15 protein-coding genes are annotated in these 15,593 nt (G+C 52.8%); 8 read left to right on the plus strand and 7 right to left on the minus strand.

Annotation, left to right across the window (positions count from 1 at the left end; all coding sequences use genetic code 11):
* Position 1: 1 nt before the first annotated feature.
* Both LLU09_RS00510 and LLU09_RS00515 read right to left on the minus strand, forming a co-directional pair.
* A complete protein-coding gene (locus LLU09_RS00510; RefSeq protein ID WP_228310016.1) occupies positions 2-361 on the minus strand; it encodes a fluoride efflux transporter FluC in 360 nt (119 codons plus the stop codon).
* The gene (locus tag LLU09_RS00515) at positions 358-720 is read right to left on the minus strand and encodes a fluoride efflux transporter FluC (protein WP_228310017.1); all 363 of its coding nucleotides are present in this window, start codon (positions 718-720) and stop codon (positions 358-360) included. The genes LLU09_RS00510 and LLU09_RS00515 overlap by 4 nt, the downstream gene beginning before the upstream one ends.
* 99 nt (positions 721-819) lie before the next feature.
* Here LLU09_RS00515 and LLU09_RS00520 point away from each other — a divergent pair, with 99 nt between their 5' ends.
* A complete protein-coding gene (locus LLU09_RS00520) occupies positions 820-2,244 on the plus strand; it encodes an FAD/NAD(P)-binding protein (RefSeq protein WP_228310018.1) in 1,425 nt (474 codons plus the stop codon).
* A gap of 43 nt (positions 2,245-2,287) precedes the next feature.
* Here the strand turns inward: LLU09_RS00520 and LLU09_RS00525 are convergent, their stop codons facing one another.
* On the minus strand, positions 2,288-3,277 hold the full coding sequence (locus LLU09_RS00525; protein WP_228310019.1) for a proline dehydrogenase family protein: 990 nt from the start codon (positions 3,275-3,277) through the stop codon (positions 2,288-2,290).
* A gap of 81 nt (positions 3,278-3,358) precedes the next feature.
* Positions 3,359-3,859, minus strand: a complete 501-nt coding sequence (locus LLU09_RS00530; protein WP_228310020.1) for a gamma carbonic anhydrase — start codon at positions 3,857-3,859, stop codon at positions 3,359-3,361.
* 81 nt (positions 3,860-3,940) lie between these two features.
* Here LLU09_RS00530 and LLU09_RS00535 point away from each other — a divergent pair, with 81 nt between their 5' ends.
* Positions 3,941-4,744: an alpha/beta hydrolase gene (locus LLU09_RS00535; RefSeq protein ID WP_228310021.1), complete on the plus strand. Its 804-nt coding sequence runs from the start codon at positions 3,941-3,943 to the stop codon at positions 4,742-4,744.
* 16 nt (positions 4,745-4,760) lie between these two features.
* Here the strand turns inward: LLU09_RS00535 and mnmM are convergent, their stop codons facing one another.
* Both mnmM and mnmL read right to left on the minus strand, forming a co-directional pair.
* A complete protein-coding gene (mnmM, locus tag LLU09_RS00540) occupies positions 4,761-5,321 on the minus strand; it encodes a tRNA 5-(aminomethyl)-2-thiouridylate-methyltransferase MnmM (protein ID WP_228310022.1) in 561 nt (186 codons plus the stop codon).
* The gene (gene mnmL, locus LLU09_RS00545) at positions 5,314-6,267 is read right to left on the minus strand and encodes a tRNA modification radical SAM protein MnmL/YtqA (protein ID WP_228310023.1); all 954 of its coding nucleotides are present in this window, start codon (positions 6,265-6,267) and stop codon (positions 5,314-5,316) included. Before mnmL ends, mnmM begins: the two co-directional genes overlap by 8 nt.
* A 158-nt stretch (positions 6,268-6,425) precedes the next feature.
* On the opposite strand from mnmL, the gene LLU09_RS00550 reads away from it, so the two are divergent.
* The 4 genes from LLU09_RS00550 to leuS all read left to right on the plus strand — a co-directional run bounded on the left by LLU09_RS00550 (position 6,426) and on the right by leuS (position 11,861).
* On the plus strand, positions 6,426-7,151 hold the full coding sequence (locus LLU09_RS00550) for an ABC transporter ATP-binding protein (protein ID WP_228310024.1): 726 nt from the start codon (positions 6,426-6,428) through the stop codon (positions 7,149-7,151).
* A 2-nt stretch (positions 7,152-7,153) separates the two neighbouring features.
* Positions 7,154-8,695 carry a hypothetical protein gene (locus tag LLU09_RS00555; protein ID WP_228310025.1) on the plus strand — a complete coding sequence of 514 codons (1,542 nt, stop codon included), beginning with the start codon at positions 7,154-7,156 and terminating at the stop codon, positions 8,693-8,695.
* A 5-nt stretch (positions 8,696-8,700) separates the two neighbouring features.
* Positions 8,701-9,192 carry a methylated-DNA--[protein]-cysteine S-methyltransferase gene (locus tag LLU09_RS00560; protein WP_228310026.1) on the plus strand — a complete coding sequence of 164 codons (492 nt, stop codon included), beginning with the start codon at positions 8,701-8,703 and terminating at the stop codon, positions 9,190-9,192.
* A 257-nt stretch (positions 9,193-9,449) separates the two neighbouring features.
* Positions 9,450-11,861 carry a leucine--tRNA ligase gene (gene leuS, locus LLU09_RS00565; RefSeq protein ID WP_228310027.1) on the plus strand — a complete coding sequence of 804 codons (2,412 nt, stop codon included), beginning with the start codon at positions 9,450-9,452 and terminating at the stop codon, positions 11,859-11,861.
* Positions 11,862-11,918: 57 nt separating this feature from the next.
* Here leuS and LLU09_RS00570 read toward each other — a convergent pair whose 3' ends face one another.
* Positions 11,919-13,169 (minus strand): BaiN/RdsA family NAD(P)/FAD-dependent oxidoreductase, encoded by a 1,251-nt coding sequence (locus tag LLU09_RS00570; protein WP_228310028.1) that lies wholly within the window; start codon positions 13,167-13,169, stop codon positions 11,919-11,921.
* A 79-nt stretch (positions 13,170-13,248) separates the two neighbouring features.
* On the opposite strand from LLU09_RS00570, the gene LLU09_RS00575 reads away from it, so the two are divergent.
* Both LLU09_RS00575 and LLU09_RS00580 read left to right on the plus strand, forming a co-directional pair.
* Positions 13,249-14,883, plus strand: coding sequence for a putative polysaccharide biosynthesis protein (locus tag LLU09_RS00575; protein ID WP_228310029.1), 1,635 nt, complete (start codon positions 13,249-13,251; stop codon positions 14,881-14,883).
* Positions 14,884-15,576, plus strand: coding sequence for a pseudouridine synthase (locus LLU09_RS00580; protein ID WP_228310030.1), 693 nt, complete (start codon positions 14,884-14,886; stop codon positions 15,574-15,576).
* Positions 15,577-15,593 lie beyond the last annotated feature (17 nt).

Below are 15,593 nucleotides of genomic sequence, written 5' to 3' on the forward strand. Positions count from 1 at the left end.
ATCAGAGTGACACTCCAACCAGCAGTCCCAGTGCGAGGGCGACAAGGCAGAAGAACATCATCATGAATGTGTATTTGATGAGCTTCCTGAACGCCTTCGCTTCAAACAGTCTGAGCTGGTCGAGGGTAAAGGCGGAGTAGGTGGTCAGCCCGCCCAGGAATCCGAATATGACCATGAAGTAGAGCAGGCTGCTCTGTATGATGAGGGGCATGCTGAGCCCCATCAGAAATGCTCCGACGACATTGACGGTGAAAGTCCCATAAGGCAGACTGAAGCGTTCGAATATCTTCAAAGAGACGATATAGGCCCTCAATGCAGTACCAAGCGCGGTACCCAAGGCAAGGAGGATGATACCGATCATCTGGAGCCACCTGCCTTCCAGCCCAACAGGGCAAGACTGAATCCGCCGACGATATTTATGGTAAGGTAGGTGAGGAAGATGTAGTATTCCCCATAGGAGAGCAGCAGGTACTGCTCATAGGTAAGCATCGAGAATGTTGTGAAGCTGCCCAAAAGTCCGGTGATGAGGAAGTCGCGTAGATGCCCTTCCCTGGCATGGTACTTTCTGAGCACGAGCCCGGCAATGAATGCCCCGAGCATGTTCACGATCAGCGTGCCCATGAAGAATGGGCTGGCGGCAGCCATCGCAACATAGGATATGGAGAATCTCAGCAGTGCCCCGATCATGGCGCCCAGTGATATGTATAGATACTTCTTCAATATGTGTCCTCCTTCGGAAATGGTTGGAGTAGAATGCAAAAATCAAAGGATACCTATATAATATTAACATAAGAAAAGTTGGGAAGAGAGTGTGGACTGATGGAGAAAAGTCAGAATATAGCAATCATCGGCGGCGGGGTCTCATCCGTCTCCATATTGAGTCATATGGTACATAATGCAGGATTCAATGACGAAATCACAATCGACATATATGATACGGAAAGGATGATGGGCAGGGGGCCGGCCTATCAGGAAGACAGCAGGCATCTGCTGATCAATGTACCCACGGAGGAGATGTCACTCGGTAATGGCCACCCTTCCTACAGGGAATGGCTCAAATCCAATTCGCATGAACCCGTCACCTATACCAGCAGGCATCTGTTCGGGGAATACATGAGGGAACTGATGACATCGGTCGCAAAAGTGCATGACAATATCCATCTGCATCATACCCTGGCGGATGACATCCAGTATGATTCGGAAAACGGCCGTTTCACCCTCCATTCGGGGGACGAAGTGAAAATCTACGACCATCTGTTTTTGACGATCGGCCAGCTGAACTATTTGGACCCATACCAGTTGAAAGCCTCTGAAGGCTACATCTATGATCCCTATCCCCTGGATGAAGGTCTGTCCGCTGTCGACGATGACAGGATTGGAATCGTCGGCTCGGGACTCTCGGCCATAGACTGCATCCGCTACCTGCTGATCGAGAGGGGAGTGCCGGAAGTCCATGCCTTTTCAAGAAGCGGTGACATGCCTTCCGTGAGGGGGACGCCGACTGATGTTGAGCTCTCGCATTTCACTTATGAAGAGCTCGAATCATTGAAGGTGAATGATGAAATCAGCCTGGAGTCCATCAAGGAACTCTTCAAGAAGGAACTCGCGCATCAGGGTGTTGATGAAGCGCTGCTCGACCGGCGTACCGGGAATACACTCGCCGACCTTCGCTTCGATGTCAGCCATCTCGATGAAATCGGTCGCCTGCAGTATGTGATCATCAGCGTGAACCCCATATTCAGTGATGTCTACCAATATCTCTCCCGTTCCGACAAGGTTGAATTTCTGGACAAATATCATCCTCTAATAGAAGAAAACCATTCGCCGATGCCTCTCGAGGTGGCTGAAGACCTCATCAAATGGGCGGAGGCGGGGCAGCTCCATATTGTGGATGGAACCCGCAGCATAGAGAAGGAGGATGAATTCATTGTTTCCACAGAGGAGGAGGAACAGTACTTCATCCGTACACTCATCAATGCGACGGGTCCGAAGAAGGACGTCAGGCAGGACGACACCGGCATCATCGGTGCACTCCTCAACCATCAGATTATTGCACCAAGTGAATTCGGCGGCATATTGGTCGATCAGAAGCGGCATGTCATCAGTCCCAAGACCGGGACGATTGAAAACATGTTCGTCCTCGGATCTTTGACGACCGGGGCCGATTACCTGTCCCATTCGGTACAGCTGCTGAACAGGAATGCACAAAAGATTGTGGATCAGTTCTACAATCAGCTGAAATGAAGAAAGCGCAACTTCAAAAGTTGCGCTTTTAATATTGCCCGATCTATTTTCTTGTAAAGAATTTCAGGGCGGCGATTCCAATGGTCAATGCTCCTGCCGCTGCAACGCCGGCCTGGACTGTTGGGTCCTTGCTGAGGGATTTGACGACCAGATTGATGTTCTGCGGACGTTCCGCGAGTCTTCTCATGAAGTAGGCGTACCAGTCGGTGCCGAATGGGATGTAGACACATACGTTGTATCCCCTGTCGACAAGCTCCCTCTGGAGTTCCTTGCGGAATCCGAAGAGCATCTGGAACTCGAACCTGTCGTTTGGAATATCGTTTTCCTTTATGAAGTCTATCATGTCTTCGATGATGTTATGGTCATGGGTGGCTATGGAAGTGAAGCCGTCCCCTTTGGTCAGATGGAGCCTGATCAGCAGTTCCAGCGCCTTGTCGATATCCTCCTTGCTCTGGAGGGCGACCTGCGGCGACTCCTTATAGGCACCTTTGACAAAGCGGGTCCGTCTGTCCTTGTATTTGTAGACATCGTCTTTCGCGGTGAACAGATAGGACTGCAGCACCGTGCCCACGTTGTCGTATTCCTCCATGAGCTGGTCGACGATGCGGATGGTATCGTCATAGGCTGCATAGTTCTCCATGTCGATGTTGACGAACATATTCTGCGCCTTTGCAGCATCCATGATTTCCCTGATGTTGTCCATGCAGAAATCAAAGTCGATGTTGAGTCCGATCTGTGAAAGTTTGATGGAGGCTGAGGCATCCACACCTTCCTCCCCAATGGCCTGTATCATCTTCAGGATGAGGTTCTTTTCTTTTGTGGCATCGGTCTTATTGGTGACGAATTCGCCAAGATTGTCGAAGCTTACGCTCATACCCTGGGAATTGATATCCTTTATACGTTCGATCGTCTCTTCTACTGTGATGCCGCCGACCACTTTGTTGGCCCCGAACTTCAGGCCGATCTTCTTGCTGGCGTCGTTCAATACTGCATTTTCCGATAGTGCGATGAATACATCTCTTAATAATGGCATAATTTACCTCCCGAATATTCGTAACAATCTTGTACCCTTAATTCTTTCTTTTAGACATTAAATTCATGCAATAACCATAATTTATTTGTAGTGTGGGATATGGTTGACATAGGTTTCGTTGATTCTCTTCATTTCTTCCAGATCTTCATCGGTCAGGTCCCTGACGACTCTTGCCGGACGGCCGAATGCCATCGTATTGGCAGGTATTTCAGTGCCGGGTGTTACGAGACTGCCTGCACCGATGAAGGCATTCTCCCCAATCACTGCACCATCAAGCACAGTGGAATCCATGCCGATCAATGCATTTTCCCTGATTGTGCAGCTGTGGAGCGTCACTTTGTGTCCGACGGTCACATTGTCTTCGATGACAAGCGGCATATCCGGGGTTTCATGCAGGATCGAGAGATCCTGTATGTTCGTATGGCTGCCGATGCGGATGGGTGCAATATCCCCCCGCAGCACTGTACCGAACCATACGGATGACCGCTCACCAATCTCTACGTCACCGATCACTGTGGCATTCGGAGCGATAAAAGCGCTTTCATGAATCTGCGGCGTGTTGTCTTTGTAGTCAAGTATCATTTCTCATGTCCTTTCTTCTAATGGATTGTTATAATAAGTTTATCATATAAGAATGAATTACAGTATGTTAGGAGCATTGCAATGTGGAAATGGGAAACGGACAAGCAGGCCAGGGGTGCAGTCGTCGTCATACATGACATGATGGAGCATCATGAATACTATGCACAGGTGATATCCCAGCTGAGGGATTCAGGGTATCACGTCATCACGGGGGACCTCCCGGGCCACGGCCAGACCACACGCATGAATAAGGGGCACATCACCGATTTCACACAGTACCTGGACCGTGTCCACGAGTGGCACGAGGTAGCGCGGGCCTACCGGCTGCCGACGTTCGTGCTCGGCCAGGGTCTTGGCGGATTGATAGCGATCGAAGCTGTGCGACAGAACCTGATCATGACCGATGGTCTGATCCTGCTGAATCCGCTGCTGGCATTCAAGCAGTCCTTCATAAACAGGAGGAACACCATACGGACAAGCGTCCGGACATCGAGTGATGCTTCGCGGTTCGACCCGGGCATCCACTTCAGCTATTTGACCGAAGACAGGAAATTCCTGGACCAGTACGAAAATGACGAGATGCTTGTGCGCAAGGTCAGCTATCACTGGTACCGCACGGTGATCAACCAGATGAAATCAACGGCGGAGTCCATGGATGACTTCCCGGATGTACCGGTGCTGGCAATGCTGAGCAGGGAGAATGACATCATCGAACCCCATCTCACTGCAAAGTACATCAAACAAATGAATACCGGGGAACTCTCCTTCCATATGCTGGGCGGCATCGAGCACAGCATCTTCCAGAGGGAACAGACTGCCGTTCCATATTACCATCTGGAGCGCTTCCTCAGCGCCCAGCTGTTCAGGATCGGCCTCCTGAAATAGACAGACACGCCTGGCTTCAGGCGTGTCTGTTCTTTTCTATGCATAATAGGAACGGGGCATCATTCTTCTGGTTGATGAACTGGTACTTGAGCACCTGGGCTTCCTTTTGGGGCCACTCGGAAAGCTGCTCCATCAGCACATCCCGTTCAACCTTGCCGCCCGGATGTCCATGGTAGACGACGATGATGATGCGGCCCCCATCCACAAGGCGGTCGAAAAGCTTCTGTATGGCAAGTATCGTGGAGTCGGGCGTCGTCGTTATCGACTTGTCCCCCTTTGGGAGGTAGCCGAGGTTGAACATGGCAGCCTTCAATGCCCTGTCGCCGGTATAGCGGTCGACATCTCCATGTGAATCCAATATGAATTCTATATTGTCATGGCCACTGCACAACGTGCGGGCATTCTCGATCGCTTCTGCCTGTATATCGAAGCTGTAGACCTTGCCTTCTGCACCGACGAGCCCGGCAAGAAACTTCGTGTCATGTCCGTTGCCGCATGTCGCATCGACTACAGCATCCCCCTCCTGTATGATCACTTCAGCAAGCGCCTTCGCCTGCGGGAGTACACGTTTAAGCATTGATCTTCTCCTTGTATCTGATTCCCTGGTGGGTGTTCCTTCTTTTCAGCTCCGCGTCGATGCTGTTGAGCACATTCCACTTATCGGTGCTCCACATCGGCCCGATGAGCTGGTCGATCGGGCCATCGCCTGTAATACGGTGGATGATCATATCCTCTGGCAGGATCTCGAGCTGGTCGCACACGAGATTGACGTACTCCGCCTGGTCCAGAAAGGAGACGAGCCCCTTTTCATACTGCTTGACCATGGGTGTGCCCTTCAGGAGGTGGAGCAGGTGGATCTTGATGCCCTGTACGTCCATGCCTGCAACAGCTTCAGCAGTCTCCATCATCATTTTACGGTCCTCCTGGGGGAGGCCGTTGATGATATGGCTGCAGACATTGATTTCATGCTTCCTCAGCTTCTCTACACCCTCGAGGTAGCAGTCCAGGTCATGGGCACGGTTGATCAGCTTCGAAGTGCTGTCATGGACCGTCTGGAGACCAAGTTCGACCCAGAGGTAGGTACGTGTGTTCAGTTCGGCCAGGTATTCCACTACATCATCCGGCAGGCAGTCCGGGCGTGTGCCGATGGAGAGTCCGACTACGCCGTCTATTTCAAGCGCCGCTTCGAATTTTTCACGCAGTACTTCAATGGGCGCATGTGTGTTGGTGAATGATTGGAAGTAGGCGATGTATCTGCCGTTCTTCCATTTCCGGCTCTGCATGTTGGATCTGATTTTTTCAAACTGTACGGGGATCGGATCGACCCGGTCCCCGGCGAAATCACCGCTGCCGGCAACCGAGCAGAATGTACACCCGCCGTAGGCGACGGTGCCGTCCCTGTTTGGGCAGTCGAATCCGGCATCCAGGGCGACCTTGAAAATCTTTTCATTGAATGTGTTCTTAAGATGATAGTTCAGCGTGTGGTACCGCTTATCATCGAAACTGTATTTGAAATCCGTCATATTCCTCACCTCTTGTTCATATTTGGCATTGTACCATATCACGGCGGGGGAATCGCATGTCGATTTGATGGACGGGGCGTCCCCGGGAAACTTTTCTGCCGGGTGCTGTTTGATGTATGATGGAGGGAGGAAAAAGTTTATTTGAGGCAGGGGATAATATGATCAAAGTGGACCGGTTGGGCAAGAGATACGGCACACACGAAGCAGTGAAGAATCTCGATTTTTCGGTGGGGGAAGGGGAACTGTTCGCCTTCATCGGACCGAACGGCTCGGGGAAGTCGACGACCATCCGGATGATGACCGGGCTGCTCAAGCCGACGTCGGGGGCGGTTGAGCTTTTCGGGGAGGAGATGGGGATGGAGAGGATCCACCTTAAGAAGCGGATCAGCTTCGTTCCCGATACACCGGACCTCATCGGCAAGCTCACCGGCCGGGAATACCTCAACTTCATCTCCAGTGCCTACCGTATGGATGAGGCGGTTTTCAGGGAGGAGCAGCAGAAGCTCGTGGAAATGTTCGAACTTGAAGGGAAACTCGACACGCTGGTCGAGGAATACTCCCACGGCATGAGGCAGAAGGTGGCGCTCATCGGCGCCCTGGTGCACAAGCCGGATATCCTTTTCCTCGATGAGCCGACCGTGGGTCTCGACCCGAAAAGCAACAGGAACCTGAAGAACTATCTGCGCGACTACATCAAGCAGGGGAAGACGGTCTTCCTGACCACGCATAACCTTGCGCTTGCTGAAGAGATCGCGACCGATATACTGATCATATATAATGGAGAGAATCTGGCGCACGGCTCCCTGGGTGAGCTGAGGAGCCGTATTGAAGAACCGGATGCGACGCTTGAGGACATCTTCCTGAAATTGACTGGGGGGAGCTGATCATGATCCGTCTGATCCTCCGGACAGAGCTCCATTCACTGTTCAACTACTGGAAGTCGCTTGGGGAGACGAAGATGGTGCTCTACATCATCTTCGGACTCCTGCTGCTGCTGTTTCCGCTGCCGATGCTCGTTTCCGTGATATTCTCGCTCACCCTTTCTATTGATGAAAGCGTGCTGGATGGGTACATGCTGCTGCTGTCGATCACTGCTGTCGTCATCCTGTTGCTGCTGTCGATACATTTCATCATCAAGGATATGATACTGGACCGGAATGTGCAGCTCTACCTGTCATTTCCCATATCCACGACTGAACTGTTCTTTGCCAAGTTCATCAAACATGGTCTCATATATGCTGTGTCCATCCTGCTGCCCCTGGGAGTAGTCATCGGAACGGCCCTGGCCATTAGATTCGGGCAGTGGATGCTGCTCGCAGACAGTCTGGTCTACTTTCTTGTACTTTCCATCCTCATCACCGCTTTGGCGTATGCCTTCATCTTCCTGACGGCGAACATCCTACCCGTCAGGAAAGTCAGTGAAATACTTTCGTTCCTCGGCGGCATTTCGTTCATACTGGTATATTTAGTTTTGCTCCAGGTGGGGGGCTCCGTCGGCAGTGTACTGCCATTCCTGGCAGATCTGCCCATTACATTCAGCGGATTCCTGTACAGCTATGAAGCGCTCCCGGGAACTTTCGCTGCGGTGCTGCTCATTGCAGCTGCCGTGCTGGCCCTGAAGGCAGCCGAACTCGTATCGGTGCGTGCCCTTTCACGCGGATGGGAAGTAGGGGGGCGGCCAGGCAGGAGGCGCAGGGCGTCAGGAGGGCGTGTGCGTCATCCCATCAGCTCACTCATGGAGAAGGACTTGAGGCTCACGACCCGGAACTTCAAGGAGATTGCCGCATTGCTGCCGTATTACCTGATGCCGCTGCTCTTCATCTACTTTTCCACATCGGTGGATGCCGGATCGGCTGCGGCGCTCGGGGCAAGCCAGCTTCTTGTTACGGCGATAGGGGGAACGCTCGTCATTTCCCTCTTCATCGGCGCATACAATACCGCGCGGGATTCAGAGCATTTTGCGATGCTGAAGGCTTTGCCGCTCTCCGGGAGGCATATTGCGGGTGCAAAGTATGGCTTCACCCTCCTCACGACCGCCCCCGTAGTAATGGCGGCCTTCACCGTCGCCTGGCTGTTCTCCTCAGCAGGCATCGGAGTCCTGCTCCAGCTGCTGGTGTTCATCATCCTTATGTCGATGGCCGCAGTGCCTGTGGGGATGTATATCGGCAGTGCCAATCCGGTCGTCAGCAGCAAGAACCCGGTGAAAAGGCTGGACACTGCAAGCAATATTGTGATCACCATCGTGATTTTCGCTGTTCTAGTGCTGACCGCCATCATCCTGGGTGTAATCGGCGACGACGGGGTTTCAACCATCCAGCTGCTTACAGCAGGAGGCATATTGCTTGTGATGGCCCTCTCGTCACTGTGGATGCTCAGGAAAGTCGGCGCACGCTATGACCAAGGATTCAAAATCACCTATAAGGACTGATTGATATGCAGGAAACCTATTTTATGCAGACGCCGATCGGACGGCTCAAAATCGTTTCTGAAGCAGGCGCCATCATCGCATTGGATCATGCTGATGAAGCGGCTGTCGTGGAAGGGGAGGGTGGTCCCGGAGAAGCTTCCGGGGTCATCCGCCAGTGCGTCCGGGAACTTGAGGAATATTTTTCCGGCAGCCGCCGGGAGTTCGAGGTGCCGATCAGCCTGGATCATGAGGGGACGGCGTTCCAGAGGAAGGTGTGGCACAGGCTCCGGGAGATTCCGTATGGGGAGACGCTGAGCTATAAGGCACTTGCTGCGGACTGCGGCGGTCCCAACCATTCCAGGGCGGTAGCGAACGCGAATGGCAGGAACCCGATCTCCATCATCGTGCCCTGCCACCGGGTGATCGCCTCCGATGGTACGCTTGGCGGATATACGGGTGGTGTAGGGAAGAAACGTCGGCTGCTTGAGCTCGAAGGGCTCGATATCCGTCCGAAATGAATATACAGCTTGCTTATTGCCTGAATATATTCTATATTTATAAGTGTTGGAAATAGTAGTATGCGAGTCCATTCCAAGAGAGCTGGTGGATGCTGTGAACCAGTAGTGGATCCATATGAACTCATCCGGACTGAACTGAATCCCATCGAACGAAGTTGCACTTAACGGTGAATGCGGGTGGTACCGCGGTCGTATACATATATGATCGTCCCATGCTTATACAGGCATGGGATTATTTATATTCAAGGAGGATTTTTATGGCGTTCAATCATATGGACATCGAAAGAAAATGGCAATCCCACTGGGAGAACGAAAAGATATTCAAAACGGAGGACGAAATCGGCAAGAAGAAATTCTATGCACTCGACATGTTCCCTTATCCTTCAGGCGCCGGTCTGCACGTCGGGCACCCGGAAGGCTACACGGCAACGGACATCATCTCACGCATGAAAAGGATGCAGGGATATAATGTACTGCACCCGATGGGCTGGGATGCATTCGGCCTGCCGGCTGAGCAGTATGCCATCGATACGGGCAATGACATCAGGGCCTTCAATGAAAAGAACATCGACAATTTCCGCCGCCAGATCAAGGAGCTCGGATTCAGCTATGATTGGGACCGCGAGATCAACACGACGGATCCCGAATACTACAAATGGACACAGTGGATCTTCATCCAGCTGTACAATAAAGGACTCGCCTACATTGATGAAGTGCCGGTGAACTGGTGTGAAGCGCTCGGTACGGTACTCGCCAATGAAGAAGTCATCGACGGCCTCTCCGAGCGTGGCGGACATCCCGTCGTCAGGAAGCCGATGAAGCAATGGATGCTCAAGATCACAGAATACGCAGACCGCCTGCTTGAGGACCTGGATGATCTGGACTGGCCGGAATCCCTCAAGGATATGCAGAGGAACTGGATCGGCAAATCCGAAGGGGCGAACATCCGCTTTGAAATAGAAGGTACTGGAGAATCGTTCACGGCATTCACGACCCGCCCTGATACGATCCACGGTGCGACATATGCGGTGCTGTCTCCGGAGCATGAGCTGATCGATGTCATCACGACGGAGGACCACCGTTCCGAAATCGAAGCCTATCAGGAAAAGGCTGCCAGGAAGAGTGAGCTTGAACGTACCGATCTCGCCAAGGAGAAAACGGGCGTATTCACAGGTGCGTATGCCGTCAATCCATTGTCGGGTGAAAAGATGCCGGTATGGATTGCGGATTATGTCCTAGCTTCCTATGGTACGGGGGCAATCATGGCCGTACCGGCCCATGATGAGCGCGACTATGAATTTGCACAGGAATACGACCTGCCGATCAAGGAAGTGGTTGCGGGCGGAGACGTTTCCAAAGAAGCCTATACGGGTGACGGGGAACACGTCAATTCCGGTGAACTGGATGGCCTCGGCAAGGAGGCGGCAATCGAGAAGTCGATCCGCATCCTGGAAGAGAAGGGTGCAGGGGAGCAGAAGACGACATACAAACTCCGTGACTGGCTGTTCTCCCGCCAGCGCTATTGGGGCGAGCCGATTCCCGTCATCCATTGGGAAGACGGCACGATGAGCGTCGTGGATGAATCCGAACTGCCGCTGATGCTGCCTGAAATGGATCAGATCAAGCCTTCCGGCACTGGCGAATCCCCACTCGCCAACAACGAGGACTGGATAACGGTCGTCAGGGAGGATGGCGTGAAGGGCCGCAGGGAGACCAACACGATGCCGCAATGGGCAGGAAGCTGCTGGTATTATCTGAGGTTCATCGATCCGCACAATACGGAAGCCCTTGCCTCAAAAGAGAAGATTGAACACTGGATGCCGGTGGATCTCTACATTGGCGGAGCGGAACATGCGGTACTCCACCTGCTCTATGCAAGATTCTGGCACAAGGTGCTCTATGATATCGGCGTGGTCCACACGAAGGAGCCTTTCCAGAAACTCTTCAACCAGGGCATGATTCTTGGGGAAGGCAATGAAAAGATGAGCAAGTCCAAAGGTAATGTCATCAATCCGGATGATATCGTCCGTTCCCATGGGGCAGATACGCTGCGCCTATATGAGATGTTCATGGGGCCGCTCGAGGCATCGGTCGCATGGAACGACAATGGACTTGATGGTGCGCGCCGTTTCCTCGACCGCGTATGGAGACTCCTCGTTGATGAGGAAGGACAGTTGAGAGGAAATGTGGTTGCACGGGAGACGCCGGATCTTGATAAGGTATACCATGAAACCGTCAAAAAGGTGACTGAGGACTTCGAATCGCTGAACTTCAATACGGCCATTTCCCAGCTTATGGTGTTCATCAATGAATGCTATAAGCAGGAGGAACTCGGCAGGGCCCATATCGAAGGATTCGTCAAACTCCTCGCCCCTGTGGCGCCCCATGTCGCAGAAGAACTGTGGGAGAAGTTGGGGCATGCGGACACGATCGCCTATGAAGCGTGGCCGCAGTTCGATGAATCCAAGCTGGTCGAGAATGAAATTGAAATCGTCATTCAGGTCAACGGCAAGGTGAAGGAAAAGATGAACGTGCCGACAGAAGCGACAAAGGAAGATCTTGAGCGCATTGCCGTTGAATCCGACAGGGTTCAGGAAGCAATCCGTGAGAAGACGGTCAGGAAAGTCATCGTTGTACCGAATAAACTTGTAAATATTGTAGCAAACTAGAAGAACACCTCCCGCGGGCCGGCCATCAGCCTGACGGGAGGTGTTCTTTGTCATATGCTACAGGGTGGTGCTGTGTCCTGCCACATAGCCGGTGACCAGGGCGCTCGTGATGTTGTAGCCGCCCGTGTACCCGTGGATATCAAGCACTTCCCCGGCAAAATAGAGGCCTGCCACCTTGCGGCTCTCCATCGTCTGGGGCGTGATTTCTGCAAGTTTCACACCGCCGCCGGTGACGAACGCCTTTTCAATCGATTGGGTGCCGTCAACACGGAATTCGAAAGCTTTGAGGAACTGGACGATCTTTTCGATATTCTCCTTGGATACATGATGACCGCTTGTTGCACCGTCAATGTCGAGGAAGTCCAGCATGAAGAGGACGAGGCGTTCCTGAAGGAATGTCTTCATCGTATTTTTCAGGGAACGGTCCCGGTTGGCGGCAATAATTTCCTCCATCATCGCCCTGAGGGCGCCTGCGCTTTTTTCCGGAAAGAAATCAAGGGACATGAGGATGGTTCCGCTTTTCTGCTTCTGCTTTTCCTTATGGACGAACTGGCTGCACCGGAGGGCGGCGGGTCCGCTGATGCCGAAGTGGGTGAAGATCATATCCATCCGATGGGCCACCCTCGGTTTCCCGTTCTTCTTCAGTACCGAAAGGGAGACGTCGGAGAGGCTCAGGCCCTTGAGGCGGCCTTCCTTTATGAAAGGCTCGGGGGAGGTGATGGGCACCTCGGTCGGGAACAGTTCCGTAATCGTATGGCCAGCGGATTCGGCAAATCGGTGGCCATCCCCTGTGGAACCGGTCTGGGGCACGCTCCTGCCGCCTGTGGTGACGATGACATTATCCGCCCGGATCATCGTTCCATCCGCCAGTTCCACGCCCGCAGCATGACCATCCTCCACAAGCACCTGCCTGACGATGGTCTCCGTCCGGATTTCAACTGCGTTCCTTTCAAGGGCACCGAGGAATACGGTGAGGATATCCTGTGCCCGGTCGGTGACGGGGAACATCCTGCCGTGGTCCTCCTCCTTAAGGGAGACGCCCCGGGACTCGACGAATTGTATGATGCTTTCGTTATCAAAGGTACTGAAGGGACCATAGAGGAATTTTCCGTTGCCCGGGATGTGACTTATGATCTCCTCGTAGGGAAGCCTGTTCGTGACATTGCATCGTCCGCCGCCCGAGATCAGCAGCTTCTTCCCAAGGGATTTGTTCTTTTCTATGAGCAGGACGCGGCTGCCGTCTTCGGACGCGGCATAGGCGGCCATGAGCCCGCTTACACCGCCGCCGACTACTATCGTATGGTACATGGGATGTTCTCCTTTTTGTTTAAAACTGATATGCTTTCGATTATAATGGATATTATTCTTAAAGTAAGAGGGTTATAAAATGTCTGATTCAAATAATCTGGTACGGGGTACATTCCTGCTGACCATCGCAACATTCATCACGAAGCTTCTTGGAATGCTGTACCTCATTCCATTTTACAGCATAATGGGCGGCGAGGAAAACCTCGCCCTCTACGGATATGCCTATACACCATACACCATCATGCTGTCGATTGCAGCAGCGGGTGTGCCGGGGGCCGTATCCAAATATGTATCGAAGTATAACGCGCTCGGAGCCTATGCCACCAGCCAGAAGCTCTACCGCTCGAGCCTCCTTGTGATGCTTGGTTCCGGCTTCATCGCCTTTCTCGCGCTCTTCCTGGCTGCGCCGTTCATCGCCGAACTGCAGATGCTCGCAGCTGGGGATGGCGCCCACCGTTGGTCGACCGAAGATGTCACGCGCATCATCAGGGTCGTCAGTGTAGCCGTCATCGTCGTGCCGTTCATGGCGACGTGGCGCGGCATATTCCAGGGGTTCGAGTCATTTGGCCCGACAAGCGTCTCCGCAGTCATCGAACAGCTGATACGGATCGCCTTCCTGCTCGGCGGTGCATTCATCGTCATCTATGTTCTGGACGGTACAGTCCAGACAGCAAATGAAGTGGCGGTCTTTGCCGCCTTCGTGGGCGTCCTTGCTGCGATGGCTACACTCTGGTATTTCTGGAGGAAAAGGAAGGGGCATATCGACCGCATGGTGGCGACGGATGATACGGATTATGATTTTTCATACCGTGAAATGTACTCTGAGATCATCCGCTATGGCATCCCGTTCATAATCGTGGGCATCAGCATTCCGCTGACGCTGTTCATCGACCAGTTGACCCACAACAACGGCCTTGCCCTCGGCGGCGTGCCGGAACAGTACCATGATGCATGGTTCGGCATGCTGAACCTGACGACGCACAAGCTGGTCATGATCCCGACGGCTTTCGCATCTGCATTTGCAATCACAATACTGCCATTCATCACGAAGAACTACCAGCGCGGGAAGATGGGAGATGTGCACGAGCAGATCAAGATGATGGTGCTCATGCTGCTCTTCTTCGTCATTCCGGCTGCGGTCGGTATGATGATACTTTCGGCACCACTTTATACATCGTTCTACAGCTACAATGAAATGGGCATAAAGATTTTGCTCTTCTATGCTCCGGTGAGCATCGCAATCTCGCTGTTCACGATCACATGCTCGATCGTACAGGGCATCGACAAGCAGAACCTGACCCTGTACGTGGTCCTGATCATGTTGGCAATCAAGGCGGCGATCAACATTCCGCTCATCATGCAGTTCCAGACTGTCGGTGCCGTAATGGGCACGGGCATCGCACTCAGCATCGGCGTACTGATCAATTTCATGATCATCAAGAAGTATGGGGAATTCCGCTTCAGGCCGCTCATCAGACCGCTGGCTGAAATTGTAGTATACAGCCTCGTCATGCTGCTCGTGGTGGAAATCATCTATTATATACTCATGCTCAATCTGGATGTATCGGAAAAATTGAACTCCGTCCTCATCATGGCAGTGGCTGTACCGATCGGTGGGCTGGTGTACATGCTGCTGTCGTTCAAGACCGGGCTGGCAGATGAAATACTCGGCAGCCGGGCGGACAAAATCAGGAAGAAATTGAAGGTGCTTTAGATGAGACTGGACAAGTATTTGGCAAATGCCGGCATCGGCAGCCGCAGTGAAGTGAAGAACATGATAAAGAAGAAGAGGATCACCGTGGAGGGTGAAACCGTCACGGATCCGAAGGCCAGGGTGTCCTCGGATGCTAGTGTACAGCTGGACGGCGGTCCTGTAGTGCTGGAGACGGAAATCTACATCATGCTCAACAAGCCGCAAGGCGTCATCTCATCGACAGAGAAGGGGCCGACCCCGACGGTAATCGACCTGATCGACCACCCCCAGAAGGATCAGCTGTTTCCAGTCGGCAGGCTGGACAAGGACACTACCGGCCTGCTGCTCATCACCAACGACGGGAAGCTTGCGCATGAACTGCTGAGCCCCAGAAGCAGGATAGGTAAGACATATGTTGCCGAACTCGAGAAGGAAGTGGCGGAAGCGGATATCTCACAGCTTGAATCCGGCATTCCCCTGAAGGAGTTCACGACAGCCCCGGCATCTGCAAAGAGGCTGGGCCCCCGCGAGGTGGAGCTGACGATTACGGAAGGGAAGTTCCACCAGGTCAAGCGGATGTTCCACCACGTGGGCAACGAAGTCACTGGACTCCACCGCATCAGGTTCGGAAATCTCGCACTCGATGAACACCTTACGCCAGGGGATTACAGAAGATTAAGTGAAAATGAAATCAAGTTGATCAAAAAGGTTTAAGGGTATTCTGATGGGGT

The sequence above is a fragment of the Salinicoccus sp. RF5 genome, assembly GCF_020786625.1.
Classification (GTDB): Bacteria; Bacillota; Bacilli; order Staphylococcales; family Salinicoccaceae; genus Salinicoccus.

Excerpts from the sequence above, each read along its gene's own strand:
- LLU09_RS00555 (WP_228310025.1), top strand. The coding sequence starts at position 7,154 with ATGATCCGTCTGATCCTCCGGACAGAGCTCCATTCACTGTTCAACTAC.
- LLU09_RS00510 (WP_228310016.1), bottom strand. The coding sequence starts at position 361 with ATGATCGGTATCATCCTCCTTGCCTTGGGTACCGCGCTTGGTACTGCA.
- LLU09_RS00520 (WP_228310018.1), top strand. The coding sequence starts at position 820 with ATGGAGAAAAGTCAGAATATAGCAATCATCGGCGGCGGGGTCTCATCC.
- mnmM (WP_228310022.1), bottom strand. The coding sequence starts at position 5,321 with ATGCTTAAACGTGTACTCCCGCAGGCGAAGGCGCTTGCTGAAGTGATC.
- LLU09_RS00560 (WP_228310026.1), top strand. The coding sequence starts at position 8,701 with ATGCAGGAAACCTATTTTATGCAGACGCCGATCGGACGGCTCAAAATC.
- mnmL (WP_228310023.1), bottom strand. The coding sequence starts at position 6,267 with ATGACGGATTTCAAATACAGTTTCGATGATAAGCGGTACCACACGCTG.
- leuS (WP_228310027.1), top strand. The coding sequence starts at position 9,450 with ATGGCGTTCAATCATATGGACATCGAAAGAAAATGGCAATCCCACTGG.
- LLU09_RS00525 (WP_228310019.1), bottom strand. The coding sequence starts at position 3,277 with ATGCCATTATTAAGAGATGTATTCATCGCACTATCGGAAAATGCAGTA.
- LLU09_RS00575 (WP_228310029.1), top strand. The coding sequence starts at position 13,249 with ATGTCTGATTCAAATAATCTGGTACGGGGTACATTCCTGCTGACCATC.
- LLU09_RS00535 (WP_228310021.1), top strand. The coding sequence starts at position 3,941 with ATGTGGAAATGGGAAACGGACAAGCAGGCCAGGGGTGCAGTCGTCGTC.
- LLU09_RS00530 (WP_228310020.1), bottom strand. The coding sequence starts at position 3,859 with ATGATACTTGACTACAAAGACAACACGCCGCAGATTCATGAAAGCGCT.
- LLU09_RS00570 (WP_228310028.1), bottom strand. The coding sequence starts at position 13,169 with ATGTACCATACGATAGTAGTCGGCGGCGGTGTAAGCGGGCTCATGGCC.
- LLU09_RS00580 (WP_228310030.1), top strand. The coding sequence starts at position 14,884 with ATGAGACTGGACAAGTATTTGGCAAATGCCGGCATCGGCAGCCGCAGT.
- LLU09_RS00550 (WP_228310024.1), top strand. The coding sequence starts at position 6,426 with ATGATCAAAGTGGACCGGTTGGGCAAGAGATACGGCACACACGAAGCA.